Genomic DNA, 20,873 nt, shown 5'->3' on the forward strand with positions numbered 1-20,873 from the left:
TGGTTAACGCCATACGCTGAATTGTTCGGACCGGATAAAGCGCTTTTCTGTAGGAGCCAGCTTGCTGGCGATCAGCTATTCAAAAGCATCGCCAGCAAGCTGATCGCAGCCCGGCTGGCTCCTACATAGAACGCGGATTGCCTGACAGCTGCGCTCACCAACCTTGAAAACACCCTTTAACCCCTTGGGGACTCTCCGATGTTGGAAAAAGTACTGATCGCCAACCGTGGCGAGATCGCCCTGCGCATCCTGCGCGCCTGCAAGGAGCTGGGCATCAAGACGGTAGCGGTCTATTCCACAGCCGACCGGGAGCTGATGCACCTGGGCCTGGCTGACGAGACCGTTTGCATCGGGCCTGCGCCCGCTGCCCAATCCTATCTGCACATTCCGGCAATCATCGCCGCGGCCGAAGTCACCGGCGCCACGGCGATCCACCCGGGCTATGGCTTCCTCGCGGAAAACGCCGATTTCGCCGAGCAGGTTGAAAAGTCCGGCTTCGCCTTCATCGGCCCGAAAGCCGACACCATTCGCCTGATGGGCGACAAGGTCTCGGCCAAGAACGCGATGATCAAGTCCGGTGTACCGGTTGTGCCGGGTTCCGACGGTCCGCTGCCTGAAGACGAGGCTGAAGCCCTGCGCATTGCCCGTGAAGTCGGCTACCCAGTGATCATCAAGGCCGCCGGTGGCGGTGGTGGTCGCGGCATGCGCGTGGTGCACAAGGAAGAGGACCTGATCAAGTCTGCCAAGCTGACCCGCACCGAAGCAGGCGCGGCCTTTGGCAACTCGATGGTCTATCTGGAGAAATTCCTCGGCAATCCACGTCACGTGGAAGTCCAGGTGCTCTCCGACGGCCAGGGCAATGCCGTACACCTCTACGACCGCGACTGCTCGCTGCAGCGCCGTCACCAGAAGGTTCTGGAAGAAGCCCCAGCACCACACATCGATGAAAAGGCCCGCGCCGAAGTGCTCAAGCGCTGCGTCGATGCCTGCGTCGAGATTGGCTACCGTGGCGCCGGCACCTTCGAGTTCCTCTACGAAGATGGCCGCTTCTACTTCATCGAGATGAACACCCGTGTTCAGGTGGAGCACCCGGTCACCGAGATGGTCACCGGCGTCGACATCGTCAAGGAGATGCTGAGCATCGCCGCGGGCAACAAGCTCTCGCTGAAGCAGGAAGACATCAAGGTCATGGGCCACTCGCTGGAGTGCCGGATCAACGCGGAAGACCCGGATAACTTCATGCCCAGCCCTGGCAAGGTGAAGCACTTCCACGCCCCGGGCGGCAACGGCGTTCGCGTCGACTCGCACCTGTACAGCGGGTATTCGGTTCCGCCGAATTACGACTCGCTGATCGGCAAGCTGATCGTCTACGGACGTGACCGCGATGAAGCCCTGGCGCGCATGCGCAATGCCCTGGACGAGATCATCGTCGACGGCATCAAGACCAATGTCCCGCTGCACCGCGATCTGGTGCGTGACAAAGGCTTCTGCGCGGGCGGCATCAATATCCATTACCTCGAGAAAAAACTCGGGATGGATAAGCACTGACGGCAATGCCCTGTGAATTGACCCCGCTCGGCTTCCATAGAGCGGGTGCAACCTGCGGCTTTTCCTACCTTCGGTCGCCGCCCCGTACCCCTCCATTCGCTGACTTCCTGGGTGTAAGCGCTACACGCCGAGGCACCTGCGTTTGCGCGTCATACAAACCAGATCACGCCCCGAAAATTATTTCGCACTAGTACCGATCTAATTCGGGAACTACCTGTCACATCACGAAGCCAGCACGGCTCGCTAAAGGCGGTCGGGCTATGTGCGTTGCCCTGCATCCGATCACGGAAACGCCGGGAACTATCTTGTAACAATACCTATCCATTTGAGGCGGAATTATCCACCTCAAATTTTGCGCAAGCGGCGCAGGCAAGGAGGCCCTAAATGAAGAAAATTCTTATCGTCGGCAATATGGGTTACGTAGGTCCTTCCGTCGTGAAGGAACTGGCGGAAAAGCACCCTGATGCCGTTCTCCACGGTTTCGACAACGCCTACTTCGGCCACTGCCTGACGGGCACCGGCATGCTTCCCGAGCGTCTGCTGGACGAGCAGTTCTACGGTGACGTCCGCGAGCTGACCGCAGAGCGCCTGCAAGGCTACGACGCCGTCGTCGAACTGGCGGCCGTCTCCAACGACCCAATGGGTAGCCGCTTCGCGGACGTAACCGCGGACATTAACCAAAACGCCGTCGTCTCGATCGCCAAAGCAGCAGCCGCAGCGGGCGTGAAGAACTTCGTCTTCGCATCAAGCTGCAGCGTCTACGGTGTTGCGCTCGGCGGCCCCCGCACCGAGCAAGATGACGTCGCCCCCATCACCGCTTATGCCAAATCCAAGATTGGTGCGGAAGATCAATTGGCGGATATTGATGGCGACATGGTCATCACCTGCCTGCGCTTCGCCACGGCATGCGGCATGTCCGACCGCTTGCGCCTGGACCTGGTACTGAACGACTTCGTCGCCTGCGCCCTTAGCGAAGGCAAAATCACTGTCCTCAGTGACGGCTCGCCTTGGCGTCCGCTGATCGACGTGAAAGACATGGCGCGCGCGATCGACTGGGCGGTGCAGCGCCCCGCTGAAAACGGTGGCCGCTACCTGCGTATCAACACCGGCAACAACGAGCGCAACCATCAGGTTCGTGATCTCGCCAACGCAGTGGCCGCTGCGATTCCTGGTACGACGGTTAGCATCAACACCGATGCGCCGGTGGACAGCCGCTCCTATCAGGTGGACTTCAACCTGTTCAAAGAACTCGCCCCAAATCACCAGCCAATCATGACCTTGGATGACTCCATCCAGGGCTTGATCGACGGGCTCAAGCGCATGAAGTTCTCCGATGCGCAATTCCGCACCTCACCGCTGATGCGACTGCATGTCCTGCAGGGCCACATCACCGACGGTCGCCTTTCCGAACGGCTGGCCTGGCAGTAAACGCTGCGCATTCATCCAACGGCGGGCGCCGTTTGACGGCCCCGCTCGCTCCCCCATAAATCGAAACAAGGAAGGTTAATCATGAAAGTCGCAATCTTTGCGGGTGGCTTTGGTACCCGGCTAAGTGAAGAAACCTCGATTCGCCCGAAGCCGATGGTCGAAGTAGGCGGGCGTCCGATTCTTTGGCACATCATGAAAATGTACGCCCACCACGGGTTGAAGGATTTCGTCGTACTCGGCGGCTACAAGGTCGATTACATCCGTAACTACTTCCTGAACTACCGCGGCACCCAAACCGACTACACCATCGATCTCAAGACGGGCCATATCGACTGGCTGCAAGCCACGAACGAAGATTGGCGCGTCACGGTTTTGGACACGGGCCCAGACAGCATGACCGGCGGCCGCCTCAAGCGCGCTCGTCACGTCCTCGGCAACGAACCGTTCTGCCTCACCTATGGTGACGGCGTGAGCGATGTGAACATCCCCCACCTGATCGAAAGCCACCGCGCGTCCAATAACTGGTGCACGCTGACCGCCGTTGTCCAACCTGGCCGTTACGGCTCGCTGCGCTTGAGCGAAAACACCAGGCACGTCGAAAACTTCCGTGAAAAAGGGGCAACCGACGGCGGCCTCATCAATGGCGGATTCTTCGTTTGCGAGCCAGAAGTGTTCGAGGTCATCGACGACGACCAGACCACTTGGGAAAACGAACCGATGGATCGCATGGTCGCCCAAGGCAAGCTCGGTAGCTATGTGCATGAGGGCTACTGGCAGAGCATGGACTCTCTCCGCGACAAAATGGTCCTCGAAGGGCTGTGGGAGAAAGGCACTGCTCCTTGGAAGACCTGGCAAAAATAACGGCAGCGAGCAGATGGCGGGCGTTCGAACGATCGAGCGCCCGTCCCACCGTTCACTGATACCGCTCATTGCCTTTGCGCACATTACCAACGATCCGACAGCGCACGGCCCGGCCGCTAGCGCTTATCGAAGATCCGTCGATTTGAAGTCGCACGGCGATTGGTCGGGTCGTCTATAGCACGGCCCTTTGGAGGCTTCATGATTATTGTCGATACTGCCCTGGCCCGCCGCGAGGCCGAGGGAAAGCCGATTCGCGTAGGCATGATTGGCGCTGGCTTCCAGGCCAGCGGCATCGCGCTACAAATACTGACGGCGACCAAGGGCATGACGCTCTGCGCGGTTGCCAACCGAAACATCGCACCGGCCTTCGGCGTATTCGATCAGGCCGGCATTGAGCCCGTACGCTGTGAAACCCAGGCGGAATTGGAAGCGGCCATTGCCGCCGGTCGTCCTGCCGTAACGGAAGATGCCGTCGCGCTAGCGAAGGCCGAAGGCCTGGACGCGATCATCGAGGTCACCGGCTCCATCGAGTTCGCCGCACATGCCATTCTTGCGGCGATCGAAACCGGCAAGCACGTCGTGCAGATGAATGCCGAACTCGATGGCACCATTGGCCCGATCCTCAAAGCCAAAGCCGATGCCGCAGGCGTGATCTACACGTTCTCCGACGGAGATCAGCCGGGCGTGCAAATGAACCTTTTCCGTTTTGCGGCCGGCCTCGGGGTGCGTCCCGTACTGTGCGGAAACATTAAAGGTCTCCATGACCCGTATCGCAATCCAACCACTCAAGAAGCGTTTGCCAAGCGATGGGGGCAGAAGCCCGCGATGGTGGCGTCCTTTGCGGACGGCACGAAGATTTCGTTCGAGCAGGCCATCGTCGCCAACGGTACGGGCATGCAGGTCGCTCGTCGCGGCATGATTGGCCCCGACTTCTCCGGCGGCGATCCCGGCGCTCCGCTTACGCCTATCGAGCAAACCGTCGAAGCATTCGAAAAACACATCGACCCGAACGGTCCTGGCATCGTCGATTACGTGGTCGGTGCGCGCCCAGGCCCCGGCGTATTCGTACTTGGCACCATCGAGAACGCACGCCAGCGTCACTATCTCGAGCTCTACAAGCTCGGCAAGGGTCCGTACTACTGCTTCTATACGCCCTATCACCTCTGCCATTTCGAAGTACCGAACTCGGTTGCTCGCGCGGTCCTGTTCCAGGATCCGGTATTGACCCCGGATGGCGGTCCGAAAGTCGGCGTGATCGCGGTGGCGAAGAAGGACTTGGCCCAAGGCGAAGTCATCGAGGATTTTGGTGGGTACGAAGTCTACGGCGTGGCCGAAAACATGGACGAAGTCCGCCAGGAAAACCTGCTACCCATTGGCTTGGCACTTGGCTGCACGCTCAAGCACGGCGTTCCGAAAGACAAGCCGCTTACGTTCGACGACGTGATCATACCGCCAGGTCGTCTCGTGGATGAACTCTACGCTGAACAAGAACGCATGTTCGCTCGCTAACCCAAGCGGGCCTTCCGGAGAATTCCAATGAAGTTTCACAAGACCCAACTGAACGATGCCTGGCTGATCGAACTGGAAAAACGCGGCGACGACCGTGGCTTCTTCGCACGCACGATGTGCCAGGAAGAGTTTGCCAAACACGGAATGGTTACATCCTTCGTTCAGCAGAACATGTCGGTCTCTGCACACAAGGGCACTCTGCGTGGGCTGCATTACCAGATGCGTCCTTATGCGGAAGCGAAGCTCATCCGCTGCCTACGCGGCGCGATCATCGACATCATCGTCGACATTCGTGAGGAGTCTTCAACCTACCTGCAGCATCAGGCATTCGAGCTGACCGATAGCAACATGCACCAGCTATACGTACCGCCGGGCTTTGCGCATTCGTTCCAAACCCTGACGGACGATGTCGAAGTCAGCTACCTCGTGTCCTCGCCTTACACGCCTTCTGCAGAACGCGGCTTGCGCTACAGCGATGAAAAGCTCGGTATCCAGTGGCCGCTGCCAGTGACCACCATTTCAGATAAAGATGCCGCTTGGCCTCTGATTGCGGAAAGAACCGAACCCCTTTTCTGATCAATAAACGGTAGCGGCACCTAAGGGACTTCTTCGTGAGTCCCTTATTTATTTAATAGGGTTTGAATCCATTCCTGGGCGCTGTATCTATAGATGCATTTGAAGAAAGACAGCACTCATTTCCTGCACATTATCTCGTCTTTTCGCCCATCTCTAACGGCTAGTCCTTTTTCAAGCGGCTCGTTCAAAAATTGATTCTGACGAACGTTTATACGACCTTATTTTTTTCAAAAAAAAGCCCGGATAGTCCGGGCTTTTTTGGATACGCATCATCTATTTCATTGCAACAGACTCAAGCACTTTGAAGCACGCCGACCATTTGCGGCACTTCGATCTCGCGCGGGGCAAAGTCACGCGTTTCAGGAACAGCCGGAATAAAAGGCGAACTCACCGTTATACCCAGCGTTTCCAGCGGTGCATCTGCAGCCTCAATATTAGGGTTGAAGCCAAAACTGGAAAAAAGCCCCTGCATGACTACGAATGCCTTAGTGAATTCGCCTGCGACCATCAACTTGCTGGAGAGCCTCAATTGTCGCCAGGTGAACGTCACTAGTTTTCGCGTACGGCCATACTTGCGCAGCATATAGGCCTGATTGCGGATGAAATGACGGTGATAGCGAATACGAGCAGGGTTTTCTTCAGTAAGAATACTCAGCGTCCCTCCCTTCTGACGAAGGTGCTGGACTTTGCTCGAACCCACGAGGAACCCAGGTGCCTTGCGACTGATACGGGTCGTGAACTCGGAATCTTCACCCCATATGTACATCGCGGCCATGGGTACACCGTGCTCTTGCAGAACATGCCGTGGCACGAGAATAGAAACGAACGTCGCCCGCGAAACAGGCACCATCCCGTGCTCGACAAGTGCCGGCCAACCCTCGTAACCCATCTTGTTCAAACGATGGTCGCAGTCTGGAGAGTTGGTGATTTCGCCCTCTTCCGTAAATGCAGTGGACAATACGAAAGAATGATCTACCTCTTTGCGATTTAGCAGACTTTCAGCATTGGTCAGCTGCTCGAGCGCATCCGGATCAGGAATAACATCGTCGTCCATCATCCAGACGTAGTCGGCTCCCTGCTGATAGGCCAAACGAAAGCCTGCATTGAAGCCACCCGCGGCGCCAACATTCTTAGATAGAACGAAGAATTTCAACCCAGGAAATGCCGCGCTTTGCAACATTTGCTCGGTACCATCGGTACTCGCATTATCTACGACAATAACGCCATCGCATGGGCGTGTTTGAGCGTAAACCGCTCTAAGGCAGCGCTCCAGGAGTTCCTTTCGATTATAAGTCAGGACTACAGCGTAGATTTTCTGCATGGTAACCTTCCTTGAAAAACCATTATAGAAATTGGGGCTATCAATCGATCATGCGACTTGATCACCCGCCACGGCATGACCGGCGGAGTGACAATACGGTGACACGGCATTTTAAAAACCACGAGTTTTGCGATGCACTAGCTCTCTGACCTCAGGTGCGCGCCAACCGTTTCGTTGAAAGTGCCGTCCGCTCGTCAGATTCGGAATGGGCCGCCCTTTTTGTCGCAAATAAGCGCCCAAGGAAAGCGGTAATGCATCGGACCAGGGGTATAGTTTCGGAGATGCAAAATCGATCACACGCCTGGCGTTAAGGCGGCAACACCGCCTCGGCCCCCCTTGAAAGCGTGTTACAGATTTCCCATCAGGACGTCATTAAGGGCCCGAAACGCGCCTTTTCCGTTCGCTGGATTTGTTGCAGATCAATGAACTTTCGTTTTGCCTGACGAGTCCACTACGGCATAGGCAAACATAGCCAGTGAAGTGCCATTAGACCGCTGTATTGGTGGGATACCGCAAGGAGTGCGCATGTATCAAATGACAAAGGATCGCGACCCTCATCGTTTATCGATTTGGCCTACCCGCTCTGCTACGCGCCAATCGCCTTACGCCGCCCATCTCACGACGTCTTCTCCCAGAAAATACGCTTCGTTCCATAGTGTCCACATGGCCGTCGGCGCCGCCCTGGCCCGAGCCGCGCCAGGCCGCCCTGTTTATGGCTGGAAAAGAATGGAGCTCCGGCACGATACACCTGGCCAAACGGTCCCGCGCATCGTCATGAATGCGCCCTCGCCGAGCGAACGAACGCCTCATCCCCGGCCCAGCCAACTTCAGAGCTCTCTTTAACGCCGACCTTAAGTGAAGAACTGGCGCCGAACGGTGACGCGCCTGCGGCACCTTTGCCCGACCCTGCTGTCGTACATGCGCTCCCACTGGAGCCGCGTGGAAGATGGCGAATATGGAATTCATCTTCGACAGTGCAAACCATAGGACGTTGATCATGCGCAAGACCGCAGTAGCCATCGCAATAACCATGGCATTGGTATCCGCTCCATCATTCGCTCAAACGAAGTCGTCGACGCAGTGCGAATCCACTGCACAGGCCTATGTGCCAATCAATGCAAACGACGAAGTACTCGGCAAAGCCGTGACTAATTGGATTGTTACCTGCGGTCATTCCGCCGCCGACATCGTTGGCGCTGCTGTGTCGCAGTATCCAGATCAGGCAGTTGTCATCGCAAAAGCGGCATTTGCGGCGGCGCCAGATCAACTAAACGAAATTATCGAGGTCATAGCCAGCCAAGCGCCGGATCAGGTCGAGCTGGTCGTTGCGGCATTGACCGAAGATCTTCCGACCGCCGCGGGTGCGTCGCAGTCCCAATTCGAGCGTGGCCAGGGGTTAAACCTGCCAGCGGGCGGATCGGGTGGCGGCTCGGCAATTCGTGCGACAGCCAGCGCAAGCTAGGCCGCTCGCCAGCCACACCTCCAACTCAGCAGAACGGACTCCAATAATGAAGTTACCTAAATTTCTCGCCCTCTCGGTCGCCGGCGCCGTATCGGCAAATGCCTGGGCTATCGACGAACCCCGTAGCATGAACATCTGGGGATTCGAGTTCACCCCAACGTTGGCGGTCAGCGAGTCGTATGACGACAACATTCGTGCCTTACGGGACGAAGAAAAGACGTCTTCTTGGATTACGAGCATCAACCCGACGTTCTTGCTCAGCGCAGAAGACCGAAACAGCGCCTACCAGCTCGAATATAGCTTCAACAGTGATATCTACCATTCGGATTCCGAAGCCACGAATACCGATCACCATTTGGTGTTTCGCAGCATCATGGAGTTCACCTCTCGCCACCGCCTGGCATGGAACCTCCAATACCATCGCGTCGAAGAGGTCGCTGATGTTTTCTATTGGGAGAACGACAACCCAGTCGACGGCGATAACAGCACCGAGTACGTCGTTTCCGATGACGAGAACGACAAGTTCAGCCGTTCGATCGCGGGTGCCACCTACACGTTTGGCGCGCGCGAGGCACGCAATCAGATCGAAGTCGGCGCGAACTATGAAGCGCGTCGCTACTTCAACGGCGGCGGGCTCAATGACGACCGCGAGTTCGACAGTGTTCAGTTGAATACCGTCTGGTACCACGCGCTTGGCGCTCGTACCAAGACGCTGCTCGAGGGCCGTGTCACTGACTACGACTATGTGAACGATACCTCTCGGCGCAGTAGTACGAACTATGCGTTGCTGGGTGGTGCGACTTGGGATGCGACAGCAAAGACCAAGGGCAACATCCGCCTAGGCGCCCAACGAAAGAACTTCGAAGACAGCACTCGCAGCGACTACACCACTCCGATGTGGGAAGCGAGCGTTTCCTATAGCCCTCGCACTTACTCCACGTTCACGCTTGCAAGCCGTCGGGCATTTGACGAAGGCGACGATGGCGCTAGCACTGTTCGCAACCAGACCACATCACTGGGCTGGAAGCACGAGTGGTCGCCGTTCATCCGCACCGAACTCGAGTACCGTCTTGCAGACCGGGAATACAAAAGCAGCGGGCGTAACGATGATCTAACTGGCTACGGCGCGGGCGTTATTTATTCCCCGGTTCGCTGGGTCGACGTCTCGCTTGGCTACCGCCGCCTGGATAACGATTCCAACGACGCAAGACGCGACTACACACGCAACATCTACCTGCTGGGCCTCGAGCTCAGTCTCTGACACCCGGCGGGAACGAAGGACCGTATCCACGGTCCTTCTATCCTCGCCGTAAATATCGCCGGCTCCAGTGAGAAATACCCGTCAAGGAGGGAATGTTTCCATGTCTATGAAGACTGTCATACGAGCTATATCGCTCTTGTTCATGTTGTGCGCCGCGGGCTTAAGCCATGCGAATGCGCAATACAAGCTCAGCTCCGGCGATATCCTGAAGATCAATGTGTTCGGGGAACCGGACCTGAGCTTCGAGGAAATCCGCCTGAACGATGCAGGCACATTCACCTACCCCTTCATTGGCGAAATTGACGCCAGCGGCAAGACGCCAGGGCAGATCCAGCGCCTGATCAGCGAAGAATTGCAGAAGGGCTACCTGGTAGACCCGCGCGTTTCGGTGAGCGTCATCACGTATCGCGAGTTCTATATCAGCGGTGAAGTCAAAACGCCCGGCGGTTACCCCTACCAGCCTGGCCTCACCCTGGATCGTGCCATTGCGTTGGCAGGCGGCCTGACAGAGCGAGCGTCCACCAAACGAATCAGCATCATCCGTGGCTCGGATTCCGATCGAAAGATCGAGAAGGCCACGCTTAGCAGCCAAGTTCATCCTGGCGACACGATCACCATCGAGCAGGGATTCTTTTGATGAACAGCCCCGTGCGCACTGACCTGCCCTGGCAGGTGCAATCGTCCGAAGACGATAGCGACTACATTGATTTAAAGCGTATCTGGCGGGCAATCTGGTCACGCAAGTTCAGCATCTTGTCACTCGTGGCCATCATCACGCTATTGGCCAGCCTCGTCGTCATGAGCATGGCTCCGACGTACAAAGGCACAAGCTCGATAATCATCGAGAACAAGAACAGCCAGGTCATCAATTTCCAGCCGACCTATGACAGCAGCGGCCAGATCAGCGAATACCTGCAAACCCAGCTTGGGCTCATTCAAAGCCGCGGCGTGGCAGAGCGCGTCGTACGCGAACTGAATCTGACCGAGCACCCTGATCTCGACCCGCGCCAGCAACCCGCTCCACTGATCAACTTCTCCGGCATGCTCAAATGGGCCCAGAACCTGTTCAGCTCGGACGACGAGTTCAGCGGTGACAAGCCTGCCACCGAAGCCGAGATATTCGACCAGGTCGTCAATGCACTGATGCTGCGCACCTCCGCGTACGTCGAGGGCAAGGGTCAACTGGTCTACATCACCGTCGAGATGGGCGACAGCCTGAGCGCCGCCGCCGCAGCCAATGCCTTGGCCCAGAATTACATCGACAGCCAGCTCGAGTCGCAGATGGAAATGTCCATGTCCTCCTCGAACTGGATGAACAGCCGTCTCACCGAACTCAGAAGCGAACTGCAAACCTCCGAAGATCGCCTGCAAGCCTATCGCGAAGCAGAAGGCCTGGTGGACGTCGGTGGCGTTTCGACCATTAGCGCTAACGAGCTGTCGCTGACCGGTGATCGGATGATCGACGCCGCCCGCCAGCGCGCTGAAGCCCAAAGCCAGTACGACCAAGTACGTCGCATGGAAGGCGGCGGCTGGGAGCGCCTTGCGAGCATTCCGGCGGTCCTGGGTCACCCGCTGATTCAACAGTTCAAAGCCGAGCAAGCACGTGCCCGTGCCCAGGTAGACGAAGCGTCTCGTCGTTACGGTGATCGCCACCCTGCGATGGTCGCGGCGCGTACCGAGTTGAATGCTGCAACGGCCAGCCTCAAGGCGCAGGTCGAGCAAGTGGTTGCCGGTATCGAGCGTAACTATCAGCTGGCGCAAGCCAACGAGCAGTCGCTGCGTGCCTCGTTCAACAAGAACAAGGACCAAATCCAAGACATCTCGCGCAAAGAGTTCAAGCTTCGCGAACTGCAGCGTGACGTGGACAGCAACCGTCAGCTCTACGACACCTTCATGACCCGCCTGCGTGAAACCGCAGCGACCGCAGACATGAACACCACCAACGCACGCATCGTCGACAAGGCCATTCCGCCTTCGAAGCCAAGCGCGCCGAACAAGCAGCTGATCATTGCCGTCGCGTTCGCGCTGTCCTTGATCATCGGTGTGATTGCCGCATTGGCACTGGACGTTCTGAACAACACGTTCAAGAGCACCGACGACATCGAGTCCAAGCTTAATCTTCCAGTGTTGGGCATCCTGCCGCTGGTCAGCCGGAAGCAGGCCAAGCAGGTTCAGCATCTGTTTGAGAAAGGCGAAGACAAACGCTTCTGCGAGGCGGTCCGGACCATTCGTACCAGCATTACCCTTGCCGACATGAACAGTCCGAAGCAGGTCATCGTCGTAACCTCTTCTGTTCCTGGTGAAGGCAAGAGCTCGGTTGCAGCCAACCTCGCGTTCGCTATGGGCCAGCTGCACAAGGTGCTGCTGATCGACGCGGACATGCGTCGCCCGACCATTGCCAAGAACTTCGATTTCCCAGCAGGTACGCCGGGTCTGGCGAATCTGATGGCAGGGACAGCGAAGGCCGACGATTGCATCCGAACCGTTGGCAACATCGATATCTTGCCGGCTGGGGTCGTTCCGCCAAACCCACTGGAGCTGCTGGCGTCACCACGCTTCGCCAAGTTCCTGGAAATGGCCAAGGGGCATTACGAGCGCATCATCATCGACTCCCCACCAAGCCAGGCAGTCAGCGACTCCGTGCTGCTCTCGACCGTCGCAGACTCCGTGGTCTTCGTCGTGAAGTCGGAAGCGACGTCTATCCCGCTGGTACAGCGGAGCATTGGTCAGTTGCTGCAGAACAACGCCTCGATCACCGGCGTGATTCTGAATCAGGTGGACATCAAGAAAGCCGCCAAATACGGCAAGTACGTCGGCTACTACGACCACCACGGCTACAGCGAGGCCAAGGCCTAAGAGCCTCGCTATGGTTCGCCTGCCCGCACGGCAGGCGAACCTGATTCTGCAGAGCGGGTTCCAAGGCGCACTAGCCCCAGATACGCAGACTCAATGCCCTAGCAATTCAAGATTTTCGCTTACCTGCCTTTTTGAACGACGTGACGAGCATACCCGTTCGTCGGTATCGGCGATGGCCTCGAAAAGTGGTCATTTGTTCAGGAGACTCTTGGATCGCCTGCTCTAGACGCTCGATTAGTCGGAAGCATCACTCAAAAAACACACGACATGGACGAACAGCGGGAACCAGTCATGGAGAACAGTGTCAGCGGAACACGGACCTCAGACGTGTCGAGCTCGCTACCCGCCAGATATTGGCTAGCAGGAACGACAGGTCTTCTGGTGGCACTCGTCACCGCCTGGTTCTCTTTCACGATGCTTGAGGCAGGGATCGCCAGTTACCGCGCAGAGCGGTATTTGCAGTACTGGGAAACGCTGAAGGAAGCTCCTTCAGCAAGCGCGCGAACAAAAGCCAAAGAAGCCGCGCTCGAGGCAACCGAATCATTCCCGGTTGCCAACGGGGAATATCTCGATCGCCTTGGTCGAGTTTATGCCTGGGACAAGGGCGCGGCGCCCGGCCATGACGATATGGCCGCTGCCCGTCTGTCTTTTAGCGAATCACTGGAGGCAAGGCCTAGTTGGCCCTGGACATGGGTACGTATGGTCTACGCGAAATTGCAGCTGGAAGAGGTAGACGATGAGTTCAGCAATGCGCTGCTTCGTGCCGACCAAACCGGCGGTGGCTACCAGGAAGTCGATCGAGAACTGGCGCAGATGGGCTTGCGCGCCTGGCCCCAACTAACGGTTTCGGAGCGTGCACTGGTGCTCAAGGCGGCGGGTCGTTCGATTGCCAGCAGCAAAGTGTCTGCACGCTCCATCTACGCGGTCGCTCAGCGCACGGGACAGACAGTTCCGCTCTGCTTGAGCCTTGCCGCATCCATCAAGACACGACAGCACATTTGCCAGGAGGCGCTTCAATGATTGCTCCGCGTACCAACCCTGCAGCCAATCGCCATGGCCTGACTTTCTGGGGCCAATGGTTGTGCGGCATCACACTGGTCAGTGCCGTACTTTGCTACCTCGCCTTCGATCGCTTCGGCGAAGTGCCGACCGAATACCGGCTGCTGGTTGCCTTGACGGTGCTAGGTTCGGTTCCCGCTTACATGCTTCTGCGGGTCTACCACAAGCGCTACAGCTATTTATCGGGACTGCTGCATCTGGCCGGAGGCTGGGTCACGCTGCTGGCAGGTCTTACCGTCATCATTTACGCCAGCGAAAGCGTCAATCTGTTCGCAGCCGAAATCATCGTGAAATGGGCGCTGCTTGGGTTCATTGCACAAGCCATTGCGTTCGTCCCACTCAGGTATTTCGCGATGCTGCACGCTCGCAGCCTCAACCGGGAACGTACCGCCATCATCGTCGGCAGCAGCCCACGGGCCTACGAACTGGCCGAACGCCTCCATAGCTCGAACCGTATCCCCCTTATGGGCATGGTGCCTTCCGCGCCCGATGACCACACGCGCGATGGTCGCTTCCCCGTACTGGGCAATTTGCCCAACCTGAAGGACATCACCGAGCAGTACGGCGTCCGCCGCGTTTATATCGCTGTGTCGCTGGAAGAAATGGCGCGTATCGAGCAGTTGTATCTCGGTTTGCTCGACATGAGCGTTGATGTCGTGTGGGTTCCGGATTTCGGCAGCATGCCTTTGCTTAACCAGTCCATCGCTCAAATCGATCAGTTGCCCGCTATCTATCTGAATGAAGCACCGTTGAGCTCGCACCCGGCAGCCGCCTTCAGCAAAAGCCTGATCGATCGCTCGGTTGCATTAGCTGCAATCGTTGCGCTGAGCCCGCTGCTTATTGGCACTGCCATTGCGGTGAAGCTGTCCTCTCCCGGGCCGGTCTTCTTTCGCCAGCCCCGGCATGGTTGGAACGGCGAAGTGATCCAGATTTTCAAATTCCGCTCTATGCGCGTGCACGACGATAGTGTCGTCAAGCAGGCTACACGGGATGACAATCGTGTTACGGCTGTTGGCCGCTTCATACGTCGCACGTCGATCGACGAATTGCCGCAGCTTTTCAATGTGCTTCGCGGAGAGATGTCGCTGGTAGGCCCACGGCCGCATGCCGTCACTCACAACGACTATTACAGCGACAAGATTTTGGCCTACATGGCACGCCATCGCATCAAGCCTGGCATCACCGGCCTTGCCCAGGTAACGGGCCACCGTGGCGAGACCGAAACGCTGGAAAAGATGGAACAGCGCGTCGAGCAGGACCTGGCCTACATCAACAACTGGTCGCTGTGGCTTGACATAAAAATCCTCATAAAAACGCCTTTTACGCTGTTTTCGCGAAACATCTACTGATCTCACCGGTCGGATACGCCTGCTCACTACCAACCGCTGTCATGAGCGACCGCTCATGACAGCCGACGCAATGCTTACGCTTCAAGAGAGGACCTCTTCATGGACATCACAGTTATCGGAACCGGCTATGTCGGGCTTGTCACCGGCGCATGCATCGCGGAGATGGGCAACACCGTCTATTGCGTCGATGTCGATCCCAAAAAGATCGAGAACCTCAAGAAAGGCATTCTGCCGATCTATGAGCCGGGTCTCGAAACCGTCGTCAGCGATAACTTCGAAGCCAAGCGCCTGCATTTCTCCACGTCGCTCGCCGAAGCCATGAAGCACTCGGACGTACTGTTCATTGCCGTAGGCACGCCTCCGGGCGAGGACGGCTCTGCCGATCTGCGCTACGTCGTGGAAGTTGCCCGTCAGATCGGCAGCCTGATGGAGCGCCCAACCATCGTGGTGAACAAATCCACCGTACCGATCGGCACGGGCGATATGGTTCGCGCGACCATCAACGAACAACTGCAACAACGCGGTGCCGATATCGAGTTCGATGTCGTTTCGAACCCTGAATTCCTCAAGGAAGGCGCAGCGGTCGACGACTTCATGCACCCTGATCGCATCGTTGTTGGTACCGAAAGCGAGTGGGCTCGCAAGACGATGACGGAGCTGTACGCACCGTTCACTCGCAATCACCCGCGCATGATGATGATGGGCATCCGCGATGCCGAGATGACGAAATACGCCGCAAACGCCATGTTGGCGACCAAGATCTCGTTCATGAACGAAATCGCCAGCCTCTGCGATCGCCTGGATGTCGACGTCGAAAACGTTCGTCTGGGGATCGGCTCCGACCAGCGCATCGGATACCACTTCATCTATGCCGGCTGCGGCTACGGCGGCTCATGCTTCCCGAAAGACGTGAAAGCGCTCATCAATATCGCTCATAAGACTGACTTCGAGCCTAAGTTGCTGGCAGCGGTCGAAGCGCGGAACGAGCTGCAAAAGCAGTCGATGTTCGACAAGATCACCACGCACTTCAACGGTGATCTTGCTGGCCGTACTTTCTGTGTCTGGGGCCTGGCATTCAAGCCCGGTACCGACGACATGCGCGAAGCGCCTAGCGTTGTGTTGATCAACAGCCTGATCAAAGCGGGCGCCAAGGTACGTGCGTTCGATCCCGTTGCCACGGAAACCGCGCCACGTGAATTTCCAGAGTCGTATTTCAAAGACGGCGTTCTGGAAATCACCGAAGGTCAGTATGAAGCGGCCATCGATGCAGACGCATTGCTGCTGGTGACGGAGTGGAAACCTTTCCGTCGTCCTGACTTCAAGGCACTGAAAAAGCTATTGAAGCAACCGCTGGTCTTCGATGGCCGCAATCAATATGACCCGACGCAGATCAAGCGTGACGGTTTCGACTATTACGGCATGGGCCGTAAGTCGATCAATGCCTGATCCGGGATAGAAGATGCGGATTGCTGAAGAAGTAACCGACGTTACGGAAAGTCGCGGACGATTTAGCCGGATGCTGGCAGATGCCTCCCGCAACCGGCTACTGCGAAACATTCTGACCGTGGTAACGGGTACCGCGGGCGCGCAGGCAGTGACCATGGCATTGATGCCAGTGATCACCCGCCTGTACGGGCCGGAAGCATACGGGGTTCTGGGGGTTTTCCTCAGCCTCGTCATGATGACGGTGCCCGTGGCCGCGCTTACCTATCCAATGGCGATCGTCTTGCCACGCAGGGATGTCGATGCGCACAGCTTGATCCGCCTTTCCCTACTGACAGGGGCTCTCTTCGCCGGCATTTCCGCATTATTGCTGGCGGTGTGGGGAACGCAACTGGCGAACATGCTCGACATGCAACCCGTCGAGCCGTATTTAATGTTGCTTCCCTTCACCATGTTCAGCGCCGCTGCGCTGGAGATCATTCAGCAGTGGCTTTACCGAAAACAACGTTTCCGCCTTACCGCAAGCACCGGCATCCTGCATTCGCTCGTATTCAATGGCGGCCGATGCCTCGCAGGTTTGATTCATCCCACGGTTGTCGTCCTCCTTTGCACGACCGCCTTCAGCCAAGCGCTTCAGGCGTTGATGCTGTTAGTCGGTTTCAAACGGACGGCCCACAAACAAGCGCCCGCTTCGGTACCTGCGGAACACGCGGATACCGAGCCCCCGGCGACAATGCGCGAGATGGCTCTGCGCCACAGCGACTTTCCACTTTTTCGATTTCCACAGCTGCTCATCAACACACTGTCACAGAACTTGCCGACGCTGGTACTCGCGGCCCATTTCGGGGTCGCGGCAGCAGGATTTTTCGCGCTGTGCAAGCAAACGTTGAGCATGCCGACCAACCTCATTGGCAAGTCGGTAGCCGATGTTTACTACCCGCGCCTTAGCAAGGCGGCGCACAACAAGGAGCCGATTGCCGGGCTACTGATGAAAGCCACCTGTGCGCTCGGGCTAGTGGGCTTGGTGCCCTTTGGCCTGGTGTTCGCAGCAGGTCCTTGGTTGTTCGCCTTCGTTTTTGGTAGCGAGTGGCATGTTGCGGGTGAGTTTGCCCGCTGGCTTGCGCTCGGCGAGTACATGATCTTGGTGAGTCGACCCTGCACCGTGGCGGTGCCTGTACTGAACCTTCAGGGACGCTTCCTGATATTCGAAATCGTCAGCACCGCACTGCGGATAGGCTCGCTGGCGGTAGGCGTCCTTCTTTTGGACGAAGCGCTGTCCACCGTTATGTCGTTCGTCGGTGCAACCATCCTTATATACACAGCCATGATTCTTATCGTGCTGTTCGAAGCGCGTCGCGCCACTCACCACACAACGGCTTAGGTCAACCATGCCTTTAGCTCTCTAGACACGGATTTCAGAACAGGCACTCCTATGAGATCGAACCCAACCCTTATCGTTATCGGCTACAACCGTCCCAAAAGCCTGACCCGTTTGCTGGAGTCGCTCAGCAAGGCGCACTACCCGGCAGAAGGCGGGGTGCAGCTGGTCATCAGCCTCGATAACAGTGGGAATCCTGAGCCGGGCCATGTGGCTCAGGCATTCGATTGGCCTCACGGGGAGAAGCGCGTCATTCTCCGAGAAACCCGGCTCGGGCTTCGTCAACACGTACTCAGCTGCGGAGACCTTACCGAAGAATACGGTGACGTCATCGTTCTCGAAGACGACTTGTTCGTGTCGCCCTTCTTTTATGAATATGCAAAACATGCCCTGGCTGCCTATGAAAACAGCCCCAAGGTCGCGGGCATCAGCCTCTACAGCATGCAGTTCAACCAAACGGCCAGCCTGCCGTTCATGCCGATCGACAATGGGAACTCCGAGACCTATTTCCTGCAGCTCGCGGCGTCCTGGGGTCAGGTATGGTCGCGCGAGAACTGGCGCGGCTTCCGCCAGTGGTTGAGCGAGCACGGCACCGATATCAGTAACGTCAAAGGAATCCCCCCGGATATCCGGGCCTGGCCCGAGTCGTCCTGGCTGAAGTTGCACACCACCTATCTGATCACGCACGACCTCTATTTCGCTTACCCCTACTCCTCCCTGACGACCAACTTCGGGGATCCGGGGCAACACATGAACATCTCGTCTTCGCGCTATCAGGTACCTATTCGCCAGCAGGCCACCGACTACCAGATGGGCAATTTCGATGACAGCCTAGCGATCTACGACGCGTACTTCGAGTTGGCGCCCGAAAGCCTGAAGCGGCTGAATCCGCGGCTGAGAAACTACGACTTCGAGGTCAACCTATACGGCACGAAGGAATGCGGGAACGCGCTACAGCTCACACGCACGCAATCACGTGGCGAGCTGAATTTCGCGCTCTCGATGAAACCGATGGAGTTGAGCATTGCGCACAACATAGAGGGCGAAGGCATTGGACTCGTGCGACAGCCCGTCCACGCGCCGCAGACGGCTGAGTCCGAATACGAACTCTATCGGTTCTTCTATAAGTTTCCGACGCTCAAGCTCATCCTGTTCGCGGTCCGAGAACGCCTTCAAGGCCTCTTGGAAAGCAAGCTCAAAGGCATGAAACAAAAAAAGGCCGGGCCTTCGAATAACACCCCGAAGCGACCTGACTCAGCCGCTCTGGAAAGCGGGAATTCACGGGCCGTTTCCAACAAATAAGACCCCAAGGAAACAAATGGTCTTTTCGCTGTCTGAGCTGCGGACGCTTTTGCCGCCCGGCTCAGAGGGCGCACGGACCGTGCCGACTGCCAGGCAAAACAGCTACCCATCTTTATATTTTCGGACGCAGGTAAAGACATGGAAAAGAAACGCGCACTCATCACCGGGATCACGGGACAGGATGGCTCCTACCTGGCCGAATTGCTGCTCGAGAAGGGCTATGAAGTACATGGCATCAAGCGCCGGGCCTCGCTGTTCAACACTCAACGTGTGGACCACATCTATCAGGACCCGCACGTCGAGAACCAGAACTTCGCCCTGCACTACGGCGACCTTTCCGACTCGTCTAACCTGACCCGCATCATCCAGGAAGTGCAGCCACACGAGGTCTATAACCTCGGTGCCCAATCGCACGTGGCCGTAAGCTTCGAAGCGCCCGAGTACACCGCCGATGTCGATGCCATGGGTACCCTGCGCATCCTCGAGGCCATTCGCCTGCTCGGCCTGGAAAAGAAAACGCGCTTCTACCAGGCCTCGACCTCCGAGCTGTACGGCCTGGTGCAAGAGATTCCGCAAAAGGAAACTACGCCGTTCTACCCGCGCTCTCCCTATGCCGTCGCTAAGCTGTACGCCTACTGGATCACGGTGAACTACCGTGAATCCTATGGCATGTACGCGTGCAACGGCGTGCTGTTCAACCACGAGTCGCCACGCCGTGGTGAAACCTTCGTGACCCGCAAGATCACCCGCGGCCTGGCCAACATCGCCCAAGGCCTGGAACCTTGCCTGTACATGGGCAACATGGACGCGCTGCGTGACTGGGGCCATGCCAAAGACTACGTGCGCATGCAGTGGATGATGATGCAGCAGGAAACCCCTGAGGACTTCGTCATCGCCACCGGTGTGCAGTACTCGGTACGCGAATTCATCACCTGGTCGGCGAAAGAACTGGGCATCACTTTGCGCTTCGAAGGCTCGGGCGAAAGCGAGAAAGCGGTCGTCGAAGCGGTTACGGGCGACAACGCCCCCGCCGTCAAAGTCGGTGACGTCATCGTTCGCGTTGATCCACGCTACTTCCGTCCGGCCGAAGTGGAGACCTTGCTGGGTGATCCTGCCAAAGCCAAGGAAAAGCTGGGCTGGGTGCCGGAAATCACCGTTCAGGAAATGTGCGCGGAGATGGTTCAGGAAGACCTGAAAACCGCCAAGCGCCATGCCTTGCTCAAAGAGCTGGGCCACGAGATTCCGGTAAGCCTGGAGAACTGATCATGAGTGCGCTCGACCAACGTATCTTTGTAGCCGGCCATCGTGGGATGGTCGGATCGGCGATCGTGCGCAAGCTGGAAGCGCTCGGTCACCGCGATATCGTTACCGCTGGGCGCGATACGCTGAACCTACTCGATCAAGCGGCCGTGCGCCGCTTTTTCGAGGAGCAGCGCATCGATCAGGTCTATCTTGCAGCGGCCAAAGTTGGCGGGATTCACGCGAATAACGTGTACCCGGCGGAGTTCATCTACGAAAAC

General features: G+C 57.4%; 17 protein-coding genes. 16 read left to right on the top strand and 1 reads right to left on the bottom strand.

Features of this window, described 5'->3' with window-relative positions:
• The first annotated feature begins 198 nt into the window (after nt 1-198).
• The 5 genes from accC (at nt 199) to rfbC (ending at nt 5,922) form a co-directional block, all read left to right on the top strand.
• Complete coding sequence (accC, locus tag IEY47_RS17145; RefSeq protein WP_188984891.1) at nt 199-1,548, top strand: acetyl-CoA carboxylase biotin carboxylase subunit; 1,350 nt, start codon at nt 199-201, stop codon at nt 1,546-1,548.
• Nucleotides 1,549-1,932: 384 nt separating this feature from the next.
• Nucleotides 1,933-2,976 (top strand): NAD-dependent epimerase/dehydratase family protein, encoded by a 1,044-nt coding sequence (locus IEY47_RS17150; protein WP_188984893.1) that lies wholly within the window; start codon nt 1,933-1,935, stop codon nt 2,974-2,976.
• A gap of 81 nt (nt 2,977-3,057) precedes the next feature.
• Nucleotides 3,058-3,837: a glucose-1-phosphate cytidylyltransferase gene (gene rfbF / locus IEY47_RS17155; RefSeq protein ID WP_188984895.1), complete on the top strand. Its 780-nt coding sequence runs from the start codon at nt 3,058-3,060 to the stop codon at nt 3,835-3,837.
• Nucleotides 3,838-4,035: 198 nt separating this feature from the next.
• Complete coding sequence (locus tag IEY47_RS17160; RefSeq protein WP_188984897.1) at nt 4,036-5,346, top strand: NAD(P)H-dependent oxidoreductase; 1,311 nt, start codon at nt 4,036-4,038, stop codon at nt 5,344-5,346.
• Nucleotides 5,347-5,373: 27 nt separating this feature from the next.
• On the top strand, nt 5,374-5,922 hold the full coding sequence (rfbC, locus tag IEY47_RS17165) for a dTDP-4-dehydrorhamnose 3,5-epimerase (protein ID WP_188984899.1): 549 nt from the start codon (nt 5,374-5,376) through the stop codon (nt 5,920-5,922).
• 292 nt (nt 5,923-6,214) lie between these two features.
• Here rfbC and IEY47_RS17170 read toward each other — a convergent pair whose 3' ends face one another.
• Nucleotides 6,215-7,243 (bottom strand): glycosyltransferase family 2 protein, encoded by a 1,029-nt coding sequence (locus IEY47_RS17170; protein WP_188984901.1) that lies wholly within the window; start codon nt 7,241-7,243, stop codon nt 6,215-6,217.
• Between the two features lie 955 nt (nt 7,244-8,198).
• Between IEY47_RS17170 and IEY47_RS17175 the strand changes: the two genes are divergently transcribed.
• From IEY47_RS17175 to IEY47_RS17225, 11 genes are all read left to right on the top strand, one after another.
• Nucleotides 8,199-8,705, top strand: coding sequence for a hypothetical protein (locus IEY47_RS17175; RefSeq protein ID WP_188984903.1), 507 nt, complete (start codon nt 8,199-8,201; stop codon nt 8,703-8,705).
• Nucleotides 8,706-8,751: 46 nt separating this feature from the next.
• A complete protein-coding gene (locus tag IEY47_RS17180) occupies nt 8,752-9,966 on the top strand; it encodes an outer membrane beta-barrel protein (protein WP_188984905.1) in 1,215 nt (404 codons plus the stop codon).
• A gap of 100 nt (nt 9,967-10,066) precedes the next feature.
• The gene (locus IEY47_RS17185) at nt 10,067-10,603 is read left to right on the top strand and encodes a polysaccharide biosynthesis/export family protein (protein WP_188984907.1); all 537 of its coding nucleotides are present in this window, start codon (nt 10,067-10,069) and stop codon (nt 10,601-10,603) included.
• Entirely contained in the window at nt 10,603-12,822 is a 2,220-nt protein-coding gene (locus IEY47_RS17190; protein ID WP_188984909.1) for a GumC family protein, read from the top strand. Before IEY47_RS17185 ends, IEY47_RS17190 begins: the two co-directional genes overlap by 1 nt.
• A gap of 381 nt (nt 12,823-13,203) precedes the next feature.
• Nucleotides 13,204-13,842 (top strand): hypothetical protein, encoded by a 639-nt coding sequence (locus IEY47_RS17195; protein ID WP_188984911.1) that lies wholly within the window; start codon nt 13,204-13,206, stop codon nt 13,840-13,842.
• Nucleotides 13,839-15,230 (top strand): undecaprenyl-phosphate glucose phosphotransferase, encoded by a 1,392-nt coding sequence (locus IEY47_RS17200; RefSeq protein ID WP_188984913.1) that lies wholly within the window; start codon nt 13,839-13,841, stop codon nt 15,228-15,230. Before IEY47_RS17195 ends, IEY47_RS17200 begins: the two co-directional genes overlap by 4 nt.
• Nucleotides 15,231-15,329: 99 nt before the next feature.
• The gene (locus tag IEY47_RS17205; RefSeq protein ID WP_188984914.1) at nt 15,330-16,676 is read left to right on the top strand and encodes a UDP-glucose dehydrogenase family protein; all 1,347 of its coding nucleotides are present in this window, start codon (nt 15,330-15,332) and stop codon (nt 16,674-16,676) included.
• Between the two features lie 13 nt (nt 16,677-16,689).
• Entirely contained in the window at nt 16,690-18,054 is a 1,365-nt protein-coding gene (locus IEY47_RS17210) for a lipopolysaccharide biosynthesis protein (RefSeq protein WP_188984916.1), read from the top strand.
• Nucleotides 18,055-18,105: 51 nt separating this feature from the next.
• Entirely contained in the window at nt 18,106-19,353 is a 1,248-nt protein-coding gene (locus tag IEY47_RS17215; protein ID WP_188984918.1) for a glycosyltransferase family protein, read from the top strand.
• A gap of 138 nt (nt 19,354-19,491) precedes the next feature.
• Entirely contained in the window at nt 19,492-20,616 is a 1,125-nt protein-coding gene (gene gmd / locus IEY47_RS17220; RefSeq protein ID WP_188984920.1) for a GDP-mannose 4,6-dehydratase, read from the top strand.
• 2 nt (nt 20,617-20,618) lie between these two features.
• Nucleotides 20,619-20,873, top strand: a 255-nt coding sequence (locus tag IEY47_RS17225; RefSeq protein ID WP_188984922.1) for an NAD-dependent epimerase/dehydratase family protein, incomplete at its 3' end; no start/stop codon positions are given.

The sequence above is a fragment of the Pseudomonas matsuisoli genome (genome assembly GCF_014647635.1).
Lineage (GTDB): Bacteria > Pseudomonadota > Gammaproteobacteria > Pseudomonadales > Pseudomonadaceae > Pseudomonas_P > Pseudomonas_P matsuisoli.